Origin of the sequence: Thauera butanivorans (assembly GCF_048398245.1) — a bacterium.
In the GTDB taxonomy this organism is placed as follows: domain Bacteria; phylum Pseudomonadota; class Gammaproteobacteria; order Burkholderiales; family Rhodocyclaceae; genus Thauera; species Thauera butanivorans.
In genome coordinates this window covers 46,459-59,131 of the sequence record NZ_CP183038.1, presented here as the reverse complement: position 1 = coordinate 59,131, position 12,673 = coordinate 46,459, and the positions used below count along the sequence as shown (strand labels likewise).

At 62.9% G+C, this 12,673-nt stretch carries 8 protein-coding genes; 3 read left to right on the top strand and 5 right to left on the bottom strand.

Annotated elements, in window-relative coordinates; translation table 11 throughout:
• The first annotated feature begins 50 nt into the window (after positions 1 to 50).
• Together gpmI and ACNQFN_RS00220 are read left to right on the top strand one after the other, a co-directional pair.
• On the top strand, positions 51 to 1,700 hold the full coding sequence (gene gpmI, locus ACNQFN_RS00225; protein WP_418647654.1) for a 2,3-bisphosphoglycerate-independent phosphoglycerate mutase: 1,650 nt from the start codon (positions 51 to 53) through the stop codon (positions 1,698 to 1,700).
• Positions 1,697 to 2,080, top strand: a complete 384-nt coding sequence (locus ACNQFN_RS00220; protein WP_418647653.1) for a hypothetical protein — start codon at positions 1,697 to 1,699, stop codon at positions 2,078 to 2,080. Before gpmI ends, ACNQFN_RS00220 begins: the two co-directional genes overlap by 4 nt.
• Before the next feature lie 107 nt (positions 2,081 to 2,187).
• Here ACNQFN_RS00220 and ACNQFN_RS00215 read toward each other — a convergent pair whose 3' ends face one another.
• Together ACNQFN_RS00215 and ACNQFN_RS00210 are read right to left on the bottom strand one after the other, a co-directional pair.
• On the bottom strand, positions 2,188 to 4,425 hold the full coding sequence (locus ACNQFN_RS00215) for an NADP-dependent isocitrate dehydrogenase (RefSeq protein ID WP_418647652.1): 2,238 nt from the start codon (positions 4,423 to 4,425) through the stop codon (positions 2,188 to 2,190).
• Between the two features lie 193 nt (positions 4,426 to 4,618).
• Complete coding sequence (locus ACNQFN_RS00210; RefSeq protein WP_068635643.1) at positions 4,619 to 5,827, bottom strand: YbfB/YjiJ family MFS transporter; 1,209 nt, start codon at positions 5,825 to 5,827, stop codon at positions 4,619 to 4,621.
• Between the two features lie 104 nt (positions 5,828 to 5,931).
• Between ACNQFN_RS00210 and ACNQFN_RS00205 the strand changes: the two genes are divergently transcribed.
• On the top strand, positions 5,932 to 6,813 hold the full coding sequence (locus ACNQFN_RS00205; RefSeq protein WP_068635644.1) for a LysR family transcriptional regulator: 882 nt from the start codon (positions 5,932 to 5,934) through the stop codon (positions 6,811 to 6,813).
• Between the two features lie 97 nt (positions 6,814 to 6,910).
• On the opposite strand, the gene ACNQFN_RS00200 is transcribed toward ACNQFN_RS00205, so the two are convergent.
• The 3 genes from ACNQFN_RS00200 to ACNQFN_RS00190 all read right to left on the bottom strand — a co-directional run bounded on the left by ACNQFN_RS00200 (position 6,911) and on the right by ACNQFN_RS00190 (position 12,621).
• Complete coding sequence (locus tag ACNQFN_RS00200; protein WP_068635645.1) at positions 6,911 to 9,154, bottom strand: OsmC domain/YcaO domain-containing protein; 2,244 nt, start codon at positions 9,152 to 9,154, stop codon at positions 6,911 to 6,913.
• Between the two features lie 337 nt (positions 9,155 to 9,491).
• Complete coding sequence (locus ACNQFN_RS00195) at positions 9,492 to 10,028, bottom strand: TerB family tellurite resistance protein (protein ID WP_083953477.1); 537 nt, start codon at positions 10,026 to 10,028, stop codon at positions 9,492 to 9,494.
• Positions 10,029 to 10,137: 109 nt separating this feature from the next.
• Complete coding sequence (locus ACNQFN_RS00190) at positions 10,138 to 12,621, bottom strand: TonB-dependent siderophore receptor (RefSeq protein ID WP_418647651.1); 2,484 nt, start codon at positions 12,619 to 12,621, stop codon at positions 10,138 to 10,140.
• Positions 12,622 to 12,673 lie beyond the last annotated feature (52 nt).

The window sequence follows — 12,673 nt, the reverse complement described above, 5'->3', positions numbered from 1 at the left end:
CGAGCGCGGCACGCCGCGCCGGCGCTGGATTTCATCTTCAGGAAACGAGCATGCTGCAAAAGAACTCCGCCTTCGCCGGCGTCCCGGGCCCTGTCGTCGTGATCGTCATGGACGGCTACGGCATTCCCAAGCACGCCGTCGGCAGCGCCATCGAGGCTGCCCGCAAGCCGACGCTGGACCGCCTGTTCGCCCGCTATCCGAACATCACGCTGCGTGCCCACGGCACCGCGGTCGGCATGCCCTCGGACGACGACATGGGCAACTCCGAAGTCGGCCACAACGCCATCGGCGCCGGCCAGGTCTACGCGCAGGGCGCGGCGCTGGTCGCCAACGCCATCGCGGAAGGCACGATCTGGCAAGGCCAGGCCTGGCAGGAGGTCGTCGCCGCCGCCAAGACCGGCGCGCTGCACTTCATCGGCCTGTTCTCGGACGGCAACGTACATAGCCACATCGACCACCTGAAGGCGATGGTGGTGCAGGCCAAGGCCGAAGGCGTGAAGACGGTGCGCATCCATGCGCTGCTCGACGGCCGCGACGTGCCCGAGACCAGTGCGCTGGACTACGTCGTGCCTTTCGAAGCCTTCCTGGGCGAGATCAGCACCGACGGCTTCGATGCCCGCATCGCCTCGGGCGGCGGCCGCCAGTACATCACGATGGACCGCTACGACGCCAACTGGCCGATGGTGGCGCGCGGCTGGCGCACCCACGTGCTGGGCGAAGGCCCGCAGTTCGCCAATGCCACGGCGGCCGTCGAAGGCCTGCGCGCAAGCCATCCCGGCACCATCGACCAGGACCTGCCGGAATTCGTCATTGCCGAGTTCGACGAAAACGGCAATGGCAAGCCGATCGGCACCATCGAGGACGGCGACGCGGTGGTGCTCTACAACTTCCGCGGCGACCGTGCGATCGAGATCACCCGGGCCTTCGTCGAGGACGATTTCAGCGAGTTCGACCGCGTGCGCCATCCGCGCGTCACTTACGCCGGCATGCTGCAGTACGACGGCGACCTGCAGCTGCCCAGCCGCTTCCTGGTGCCGCCGCCGGCGATCCGCGACACTTCGGGCGAATGGTTCAGCAAAACCGGGCTGGCGCAGTTCGCCTGCTCCGAGACGCAGAAGTTCGGCCACGTCACCTATTTCTGGAACGGCAACCGCTCGAGCAGGTTCGACGGCGAAACCTGGCAGGAAGTCCCCAGCGACGTCGTCCCCTTCGAGCAGCGCCCGTGGATGAAGGCGGCCGAGATCACCGATGCGATGATCGCCGCGCTGCAGTCCGGCCAGTACAAGGTGCTGCGCTGCAACTACGCCAACGGCGACATGGTCGGCCACACCGGCAACTTCCGCGCCGCGACGATGGCGATCGAAGCGGTCGACCTGGCGCTCGGCCGCCTGCTGAAGGCAGTGGACAAGGCCGGCGGCGTCGCCCTCGTCACCGCCGACCATGGCAACGCCGACGAAATGTTCGAACTCGACAAGAAGACCAGGGAGCCGGCAGTCAACAAGGACGGCTCCTACAAGGCCAAGACCGCCCACACGCTGAACCCGGTGCCGCTGATCCTGTACGACAACGTCAGCGGCGGCAGACTGGGGCTGAAGCAGAGCGAAACCGCCGGCCTGTCCAACATCGCCGCGACGGTGGCGAACCTGCTCGGCCTACAGAAGCACGACAAATGGGACGACAGCCTGCTGGAGGTGAAATGACCATGACACTGCGCGCCCTCCTTGCCAGCCTCGCGCTGCTGCTTTCCGCCTGCGGCCTGCCGCCGCCGGTGATCGAACAGGACGACGGCATTTCCAGCCAGAGCGGGCAGTTCCACTTCGCCCTGCCCAGCGGTGACTACCGCTGCGGCGAGGGCCAACAGGTCGGGCTGCAGCGCGAGATGCAGGGCAAGGTCAACCACCGCCTGCAGCTGGACTGGAGGGGGCGCCGCTATCAGCTCGAGCGCGACTTTTCCGAATCGGGCCTGCCGCGCTTCGAGGACGTGGCCAGCGGCCTGGTCTGGATCGACCTGCCGTGGAAGGGGCTGCTGCTCGACGGGCGCACTCACGCACCGCTCGCCAACGACTGCACGGCAGCCTGAAGCCGGCAGGCGCACGGCGGCCATCAACGTGAAGACGCCGGGCTTCCTTGCGGAAGCACCGGCGTCGACTCCAGGCCTGGAGGGCAGCGCCGTCCAGACCGTCGGGATCAGGCGTTCGCCGTCTCCAGGATGCTGTTGAAGGTGGAACTCGGGCGCATCACCGCACCGCACTTGACCGGATCGACCTTGTAGTAGCCACCGATGTCGACCGGCTTGCCCTGCACTTCGGTGAGCTCGGCGATGATCTTCTGCTCGTTCTCCGCCAGGGCCTTGGCGATCGGCGCGAAATGCTGCGCCAGCTCGGCGTCCTCGGTCTGCTCGGCCAGGGCCTGGGCCCAGAACGTGGCGAGGTAGTACTGGCTGCCGCGGTTGTCGAGCTGGCCGGTCTTGGGCGACGGCGACTTGTTCTCGTCAAGCAGCTTGCCGGTGGCCAGATCGAGCGTCTTGGCGAGAATCTTCGCCCTGGCGTTGCCGGTCTTGATGCCGAGGTCTTCCATCGATACCGCCAGCGCCAGGAACTCGCCCAGCGAGTCCCAGCGCAGGTGGTTTTCCTGCGTCAGTTGCTGAACGTGCTTGGGCGCGGAGCCGCCGGCGCCGGTCTCGTACATGCCGCCGCCGTTCATCAGCGGCACGATCGACAGCATCTTGGCACTGGTGCCCAGTTCCATGATCGGGAACAGGTCGGTCAGGTAGTCGCGCAGGATGTTGCCGGTCACCGAGATGGTGTCGAGGCCGCGGATCACCCGCTCCAGCGTGTAGCGCATGGCGCGGACCTGCGACATGATCTGGATGTCCAGACCCTCGGTGTCGTAGTCCTTCAGGTAGGTCTTCACCTTCTTGATCAGCTCGTTCTCGTGCGGGCGATAGGGATCGAGCCAGAAGATCGCCGGCATGCCCGAATTGCGCGCGCGGGTCACGGCCAGCTTCACCCAGTCGCGGATCGGCGCGTCCTTGACCTGGCACATGCGCCAGATGTCGCCTTCTTCCACGTTCTGGGTCAGCAGCACTTCACCGGTGGCGAGGTCGGTGATGTTGGCGACACCGGCTTCGGTGATCTCGAAGGTCTTGTCGTGCGAACCGTATTCCTCGGCCTTCTGCGCCATCAGGCCGACGTTCGGCACCGTGCCCATCGTGCGCGGGTCGAAGTTGCCGTGCCATTTGCAGAAGTTGATCATCTCCTGGTAGATGCGGGCAAAGGTCGATTCCGGCATCACGCACTTGCTGTCGTACTGCTTGCCGTCGGAACCCCACATCTTGCCGCCCTGGCGGATCATCGCCGGCATCGAGGCGTCGACGATGATGTCGTTGGGCGAATGGAAGTTGGTGATGCCCTTGGCCGAGTCGACCATCGCCAGCGCCGGGCGGTGCTCCTGGCAGGCGTGCAGGTCGCGGATGATCTCGTCGTGCTTGGATTCGGGCAGGGTCTTGATCTTCTCGTACAGATCGACCATGCCGTTGTTGACGTTGATGCCCAGCTCCTCGAACAGCTTGCCGTGCTTCTCGAACGCATCCTTGTAATAGATCTTGACGCAGTGGCCGAACACGATCGGGTGCGAGACCTTCATCATCGTCGCCTTCACGTGCAGCGAGAACAGGATGCCGGCTTCGCGGCAATCGTCCAGCTCGCGCTCGTAGAACTCGCACAGCGCCTTCTTGCTCATGAACATCGAGTCGATGATCTCGCCGTCCAGCAGCGAAACCTTGGGCTTGAGCACGATGGTCTTGCCGGACTTGGTGATCAGCTCCATCTTGACGTCGCGCGCCTTGTCCAGCGTCATCGACTTCTCGCCATGGTAGAAATCGCCATGGTGCATGTGGGAGACGTGGGACTGCGACCACTGCTTCCATTCACCCATCGAGTGCGGGTTCTTCTTGGCGTAGTTCTTGACCGCGGCCGGCGCGCGGCGGTCGGAGTTGCCCTCGCGCAGCACCGGGTTGACCGCCGAGCCCAGGCACTTGCCGTAGCGCGTGCGGATGGCCTTTTCCTCGTCGGTCTTGGGATCTTCGGGATAATCGGGAACCGCGTAGCCCTTGGCCTGCAGTTCCTTGATGCATGCCTTCAGCTGCGCCACCGAAGCGCTGACGTTGGGCAGCTTGATGATGTTGGTGTCAGGCAGCAGGGTCAGGCGGCCGAGCTCGGCCAGCGTATCCGGCACGCGCTGCTCTTCGGTCAGGAATTCCGGGAACTCCGCCAGCACGCGGCCCGACACCGAGATGTCGGCCTCTTCGATGTCGATGCCTGCAGGGCCGGTGAAAGTACGGATGATCGGCAGGAACGCGGACGTGGCCAGCAGCGGCGCTTCGTCGGTGAGCGTGTAGATGATCTTGGATTTCCCCTCAGCCATTCTTTTCCCCTATGGTTCTAGTCTCTCGCCGCCAAGCCGATGGCGGCACCCGGTCGCCTTGCGCGACGCATGGGCATGCTTGCGCATGTCGGCAGGAAAATACCACGCAACGCCGCCCCCGGGGACCGTAAACATCAAAAGCGCCCCTAATTCTCGCCGGGGGCGGCTCCGCCCCCGGCGGGGTGTCCGGCCCTCATCCCTGCATGCAGGGCTCGGCGGCTTCGCGCGCGGCGGCGTCGCGCCGCTCCACCGCCTTCAGCACCAGCAGCAGCACGCAGCCCTGCGCCATCATGGCGGCGGCGAAATAAAGCCCGCCGGCATAGCTGCCGAAGCTCTCCCCCAGCCAGCCGGTCACCGCCGGGCCGACGATCTGCGCCACGCCGTAGGAAATCGTCATCTTGCCCATCATCTTCGCCGGCCGCGTCGGGTAGTAGCGTCCCGCCATCGTCAGCACCAGGCTGACCAGGCCGACGAAAGTGCCGCCGAACAGCAACGCCCCCGCCACCGTGCCGGCCACGCCTCCCAGCGCCACCGGCAGCAGGATGCCGACGATCTGCAGCAGCGCCGCCAGGATCAGGGCATTGAGTTCGCCAGTACGGCGGGCGATCAGATCCCACACGATGCAGGTCGGCGCCGCCGCCAGGCCGATGGCGAAGAAAGTCCAGTTGCCCTTGCCTTCGAGCCCGGGCAGATCATTGACGATGGCGACGATGAAGGTGGCGCTGACGACGTAGCCGATCCCGGCGCAGAAATACGAGACCATGAACAGGCGCAGGAACAGCGGGCTCGGCGGATTGTCGTGCATCGGCGCACCGCTTCTGGTCAAGGAACTGGTATCCGGCGCCGGCAGCCAGCCCAGCGCAGGCACCAGCAGCAGGCAGCCGATGGCGGTGAACACGAACCACTGTTCGCGCCAGTCCAGCACGCTGCTCATCAGCGCCACGGCCATCGAGCACGCGGCGATGCCGACACCGATGCCGCCGAAATGGATGCCCAGTTCGCTGCGGTGGCCGTGGCGGATCAGCCAGTTCAGGATCAGGCCGGTCCCCAGCAGCATCGCTCCCGAAGTCGCCAGTCCAGCCAGATAGCGCGACACCGCCCAGACCACCAGGCTGTCCGACAACCCCATCATCGCCGTGGTCAGCACCGCCAGCACCATGCCAACGCGATACAGCCGGTCCTTCAGCACCAGATCGCTGATCGACGCCGCGATCAGTGCCCCGGTGAGGTAGCCGGCATAGTTGATCGCCGCCAGCCAGCCTCCTTCGGCCAGGCCCAGCCCGGCCTGGGCCTGCATCACCGGCAGCAGCGGGGTATAGGCGAAGCGCGCCACCCCCATCGCCAGGATCAGGCTGAAGATGCCCGCACCCAGTACTTTCATCCGCTGGATCTGATAATCCATGTTCTTGTGTCCTGTCTCCTGCTGGAGCCGGAAAGATAGTCGGCGTAAGATATCCCTTCAAGCGATTATTTCAGAATAGACCGTTCTGTTTCAGAGATACGCCAATGGAACTCCTCGCCCTGCGCACCTTCGAGGCCGTCGTCGACGAAGGCGGCATCCTCGCCGCCTCACGCAAGCTCAACACCGTGCAATCCAACGTCACCAACCGCATCCGCCGGCTCGAGGAAGAACTCGGCACCAAACTGTTCTTCCGCTCCGGCCGGGGCGTGGAACTCGCCCCGGCCGGCCGCGTGCTGCTCGACTACGCCCGCCGCATGCTGAGCCTCGAACGCCAGACCGTGGCCGCAGTGCGGCAGGCGGGCGAGGACGCCGGAGAGCTGCGCATCGGCGCCATGGAGACCTTCACCGCGCTCTATCTGCCGGCCGTACTGCGCGACCTGCGCCACGCCCACAACACGCTGGAATTGCACATCAGGACGGACACCAGCGCCGTGCTGATCGACAAGGTGCTGTCCCGCAAACTGGACTGCGCCTTCATTGCCGGCCCGCTGCGGCATCCGGCGCTGCAGTTCGACGAGTTGACCAGGGAGGAGCTGGTCCAGGTCTTCGCCCCCGACACCGACCCGGCGCGCTGCCCGCTGATCCTGTTCCGCGAGGGCTGCGCCTACCGCGCACGCGCGCTCGCGCTGCAGCGCACGCTCGGCCACATGCACAATGAGGCAATGGAGTTCGGCACGCTCGAAGGCATCCTCGGCTGCGTCTCGGTCGGCCTCGGCTGGACGCTGATGCCGCGCCGCATCGTGCAGCAGTCGTCCCACGCCGAGCGCCTGGCGCTTCGTGAAGTGCCGACCGACATCGGCATGGTGCCGACCGGCATGGTCTATCGGAAAGCCGACATGCCGCCGCGGCTGCGCGACACGCTGGCGCAGGCCGTCGCCCGCATCGCCGGCGGCACCGCGCTGCCGGATCGCCCGGCACACGGCTAAAAACTGCAGTTCCCGCGCCGGACACTCGCGACATCGCGGCCCGGCAAGGCCTGCGGCAAGCCCTCGCCCGTCTCACGGATGCCGAGAACAGCCGGTATCAGCTCGATACCTCGCGCAAGCAGCTGGAACGGGCCCCCTGGCTGGATGAAGCCGCCACCCTGGCCCGCGCCATGTGCAGTTTCCTGAGGCTGTCGATCAGACGCTGGTGCCTGTCGAGCCCTTCCAGCGCCATGCTCGTCGGCGTCAAGCCGAAGAAGCGCACGCTGCCGTCCACCGACCCCATCGCCGCATCCATCCGCGGATTGCCGAACATGCGGCGGAAGTTGGCCTCGTAATCGTCCAGTTCCAGGCTGTCATCCAGCACGACTTCCAGCACCACATCCAGGGCCTGGTAGAACAATCCGCGTTCGAGCGTGTTCTCGTTGTACTGCAGGAAAGCCTTCACCCGTTCGTGCGCCGCTTCGAGTTGGTGCAAGGCGAGATTGATCAGCAGCTTCAACTCCAGAATCGTCAACTGACCCCAGGCCGTGTTTTCGTCGAACTCGATACCGATCAGCGTGATGATGTCGGTGTAATCATCGAGCTCGCTGTCCTCCAGGCGTTCAAGCAGCGCCTCCAGGCTGGCATCGTCGAGGCGATGCAGGTTCAGGATATCGGTGCGGAACGACAGTGCCTTGTTGGTGTTGTCCCAGATCAGGTCTTCCACCGGATAGACTTCCGAATAACCCGGCACCAGGATGCGGCAGGCCGTTGCGCCGAGTTGGTCGTACACCGCCATGTACACTTCCTTGCCCATGCCCTCGAGAATGCCGAACAAGGCTGCGGCTTCGTCGGCATTGGAGTTTTCACCCTGACCGGAAAAATCCCACTCGACGAAATCGAAACCGGCCTTGGCACTGAAGAAGCGCCACGACACCACGCCGCTGGAATCGATGAAATGTTCGACGTAGTTGTTCGGCTCGGTCACGGCCTTGCTTTCGAAGGTCGGCCGCGGCAGATCGTTCAGGCCTTCGAAACTGCGCCCCTGCAGCAGCTCGGTGAGACTGCGCTCCAGCGCCACCTCCAGGCTCGGATGCGCCCCGAACGACGCATACACGCCGCCAGTGCGCGGGTTCATCAGGGTGACGCACATGACGGGAAACGCCCCGCCCAGCGACGCATCCTTCACCAGCACGGGAAAACCCTGTTTTTCCAGCGCATCGATGCCGGCCAGAATGCCGGGGTACTTCGCCAGCACTTCGTGCGGCACGTCGGGCAGTGCGATTTCACCTTCCAGGATTTCGCGTTTCACCGCCCGCTCGAAGATTTCCGACAGGCATTGCACCTGCGCTTCGGCCAGCGTATTGCCGGCGCTCATGCCATTGCTGAGAAACAGATTGTCGATCAGGTTGGAGGGAAAATACACCACCTCGCCGTCCGACTGGCGCACGTAGGGCAGCGAACAGATGCCACGCTGCACATTGCCTGAATTGGTGTCGTACAGATGCGAGCCGCGCAGCTCGCCATCGGCGTCGTAGATCCGCAGGCAGTATTCATCGAGTATTTCAGCCGGCAGCGCATCTCCAGGGCCGGGCTTGAACCAGCGCTCGTCCGGGTAATGCACGAACGCCGCGCCGGCAATGTCCTGTCCCCAGAACTGGTCGTTGTAGAAATGATTGCAATTCATCCGCTCGATGAATTCGCCCAGCGCCGACGCCAGGGCGCTCTCCTTGGTCGCGCCCTTGCCGTTGGTGAAGCACATCGGCGAGTGCGCGTCGCGGATGTGCAGCGACCAGACGTTGGGCACCAGGTTGCGCCATGACGCGATTTCGATCTTGATGCCCAGGTCCGCCAGAACCCCCGACATGTTGGCGATGGTCTGCTCCAGCGGCAGATCCTTTCCCGTGATGTAGGTGCTTGCCCCGGCATCCGGATTCAGCGTCAGCAAGGCCTGCGCATCGGCATCCAGATTCTCCACTTCCTCGATCACGAACTCGGGCCCGGTCTGCACCACCTTCTTCACCGTGCAGCGCTCGATGGAACGCAAGATGCCTTGCCGGTCCGCCGCGGAAATATCCGCCGGCAATTCGACCTGGATCTTGAAAATCTGCTTGTAGCGGTTTTCGGGATCGACGATGTTGTTCTGCGACAGGCGGATGTTATCGGTGGGGATGCTGCGCGTTTCGCAGTACAGCTTCACGAAGTAAGCCGCGCACAACGCCGATGACGCCAGAAAATAGTCGAACGGACCGGGCGCCGAGCCGTCGCCCTTGTAGCGGATGGGCTGATCGGCCACCACCGTGAAGTCATCGAACTTGGCCTCGAGGCGAAGCTTGTCGAGGAAATTGACCTTGATTTCCATACGGGAATCCTGAAACAGCGCGGCAGACACCGGACTGAAATGCAATACCTTTATCCAGAAAAGGTATATGCGTGGAAAGAATCTACGAGCAATCGAATATGGACGAGCGTAACACGATCCATTGCCAACGCTGGCCACCCGGCAGACACTCGCTGCCTTGCGCGCGGCACAACCTGCGTTGCCACCCGCCATGCGTTGTCCCGGCCCCGATCACCGCCCCCTCGGGCAGGGCATCCGCAGGAGAGCCGGTGGATCGCGGTAGACGCGGACCCGACACGGAATTCGTTCGGCCAGGACGGCCAAGCCTATGCGCGCTTCCAGCCGGAGTACCCCCCGACTAGGAGCCTTTCTCGCTACCGTGGCGCCGAGCCGGCAACTGGCCGTCGACAAAAGAAGAAAGCCGCTCCGCCACCCGAGGGGCAGCCTCGCGGGCGCGCTGCTTGGCGGCGACGAAATCACCGCGCGGGATGTACAGCAGGTCGCCGAGCTTGAGCATCAGATGGTTCTCGTAGTGACTCAGGCAGCCGTCGGCGTAGGCCACCCGCCACAGGTATTCGACGATGCGGGCCTTCTCCGCCGCGCTGTAGCCCTTGTTGAGCTGCGACGTGAAGCCGTACAGATCGGGCGCATCGCGCGAGGCGGCGTGGGCCAGTTCGTACAAGCGCTCCAGTTCGTCGGCATGGAGATCGAACTGGGTGCGCAGCGATGCCAGAATGGCTTCGCGCTCGGCCTCGCCGGCTTCGTCATCGGCACGCATGACCTCCACCAGCAATACGGCGGTCGCCAGTTGCAGGCGATGTTCGGCATCACCCGGCTGGCCGGCGGGCACGGGTTCGGCAAGAAAGCCAAAGAGTTCCTTGAGGGTACGGAGCATGATGAGCGGAGCTGTACGGCAAAGCACGAGTATCGGATGATCGGCGCCGGGGCGGAAAAGTTCCGCCCCGGATGATGGATTCCACCCCTGGCTCCCCTTCGCGGACCGGCTAAAAATCGTATTTCAGCGTTACTGTGGCATTACGCGGTGTGCCATACCATCCACGCATGCCGATCGCCGTATAGTAATGCTCATCAAACAAATTGTTCAGGTTCAAAGCGACAGTCAGATCAGGCGTCAAGTTGTACTGCGCCATCAGATCCACGATGGTGTAGTTTCCCTGTCTGAAAGTTTCGCCATTGGGACCTGAGTCCCTGTAATACTCCGAACCCTGCCAGCGAATACTGCCACCCACTTTCATGCCGCCAAGCGAAGGAACACGGTAACTGGTAAACAGTTTGAACGTATCACGCGGAACCTCCGTGAGCATGCGTTCATCGTCAGAGTCCTTGATTTCGGAATAGGTATAGCTTGCTGCAAGCTGCCAGTCGGGCAACACTTCACCTGCCACTTCGACTTCAAAGCCGCGTGTTCTGGTACCGGACTCTGCCCGATACGCCCGCGTACCATCCGGTGCGTATTGATCACCATCCAACACAGCCAGATTATCCTGGTGAACCTCGAAGACGCTGAAGGCAGCAGTCAAGCGCTGGTCCCAGAACTCACTTTTAATCCCGAGTTCGTAGTTCTCACCTTCTTCAGGATCCAGATAACTGCCATTCACATCCATCCTGTCTTGAGGATTGAATATCGTGGTATAGCTGGCATAAGCGGACCAATTGTCGGCAAGGTCATACACCAACCCGAGATATGGTGTGATCACGCCATTCTCTTCACGACTGTTGCGGGTCACTTTACCCGATGCGAAACTGCGCGACGTCTTGTCACGCTGCCAATCGATGACACGAGCCCCGGTAATCAACGAAACGACATCCGATACATTCCATCTGGCAGACGCGAAAACCGCCGTTTGTCTTTCATCAAACGCGGATTCGCTGGATTTGGCATGAATCGCGCCCGGAACAGGCAATGAGCCGTCCCATGTGAAGATATTTTCAATGGACTGTATCGTCCACAGCGGATAGCCATTACTGCGGTAATAGGCCTTGTAATGGCTTGCGCCCAGATACAGATCATGTTCTCTGCCGGACACATTGATCTTTCCCGAGGCCGACAAATCAAATGAGCTTTGCCTTGGTTCCCCGGCCCATCGCCCGGTCCAGGTGGAAATTCCGCTGCCATCCGGGTTGACGGTACCGCTGGCTGCCGTGGCGAACGCGTCATCATAGGAACGGCGGCTATGCTCGGCATTGAATTTCAGCAGCCAGCCGTCATCGAAAGCATGCTCCAGACTGCCGAACACGGTGCTGACATCACGCTTGTGGTAGCTCCAGTCAGCCGCAGAATTGAACGAGCGTGAAGGCTTGAAATGACTGCCATCCGCGTTGAACAACGGAAAACCATGGTTGCCTGCCGCCTCGTTGTCCATATCCTGGTACTCGGCCCCCAGGGTCAGCATGGTCTGAGCGGTAATGTCCCATTCAATGATGCCGTAGGCCACTTTCCTTTCCATCGTCTGACGGTCTATGTGGCTCTGACCGTCCTGCCAGGCGGCGACAAAACGGCCGCGCACATGGCCGCTTTCCGACAGACTGCCGGACACATCCAGCTCGGAGCGATAGTTATCCCATGAGCCTGCTTTCAAGGTAAACGAACGCTGCGTTTCACGGGTCGGCTTTTTACGGATCATATTGATCGTCGCACCTGGGTCGCCCATGCCGGACATCAGACCTGTCGCACCGCGTACTACCTCGACCCGGTCATAGGTCACCATGTCTGCCAAATCATCGCCAAAACCATAATCTCTGGAGCGATTCGTTCCGTCGACTTGGATGCTGTTCCTTACATTGAAACCGCGAACATAAATCTGGTTGCTGTCGCTGCCCGCGGGTCCCATCGAGTTGATGACGATACCTGCCGTCTGTTCCAGCACTTCAGTAACATCGTTCAGATTCTGATCTTCGATCTGCTGACGCGTCACGACACTGACGGATTGAGGGGTTTCGCGCAGGCTCATGTTCAACCCGGCAGCTGTCGTGCTTGGACCAGGGGCATAGCTGCCGCTACCTTCGGTTGTTCCGTCACGAGCGGCCGAGGCAGACACCGTAACCGGCGCAAGCCGTGCCTCGCCCATATTCGCTGCCGGCAGTCTGCGCAGCCTGTAGCCGCCATTCTCTCCCCGTACCGCTTCCAGGCCGCTGCCGGCGAGCAGCTTGCTCAGGCCGGTCTCCGCACCATAGCTACCGTTGAGGCCGGCAGAGCGCCGGCCGTCGGTGAGCGCGGCATCGAAGGTCAGCGTGATGCCGGCCTGGGCAGCGAAACGGTAGAGGGTCATGCTCAGCGGGCCGGCGGGCAGAGCGTAATGCTGCGTAGCGCTGACTGTCGTGGCGGTCCCTGCTGCGCTGGCCGGATCGGCTGGTAGACATGCGAAGCAAGCCAGACCAAGCAAGGCGATGCGCAGATGCGTGGCCAGGGGCCGCAGCCGGGGCGTTTCAGCGGAAAACGGAAGGGCGGAAAACGACGGGGTATGCACGGTGGCTCCTTGCGACAATCAGAAGGTGTTCTCCTGACTTGTCGAACGACAC

Coding starts and splice junctions, on each gene's coding strand:
- gpmI (WP_418647654.1), top strand. CDS start 51: ATGCTGCAAAAGAACTCCGCCTTCGCCGGCGTCCCGGGCCCTGTCGTC.
- ACNQFN_RS00220 (WP_418647653.1), top strand. CDS start 1,697: ATGACCATGACACTGCGCGCCCTCCTTGCCAGCCTCGCGCTGCTGCTT.
- ACNQFN_RS00215 (WP_418647652.1), bottom strand. CDS start 4,425: ATGGCTGAGGGGAAATCCAAGATCATCTACACGCTCACCGACGAAGCG.
- ACNQFN_RS00210 (WP_068635643.1), bottom strand. CDS start 5,827: ATGGATTATCAGATCCAGCGGATGAAAGTACTGGGTGCGGGCATCTTC.
- ACNQFN_RS00205 (WP_068635644.1), top strand. CDS start 5,932: ATGGAACTCCTCGCCCTGCGCACCTTCGAGGCCGTCGTCGACGAAGGC.
- ACNQFN_RS00200 (WP_068635645.1), bottom strand. CDS start 9,154: ATGGAAATCAAGGTCAATTTCCTCGACAAGCTTCGCCTCGAGGCCAAG.
- ACNQFN_RS00195 (WP_083953477.1), bottom strand. CDS start 10,028: ATGCTCCGTACCCTCAAGGAACTCTTTGGCTTTCTTGCCGAACCCGTG.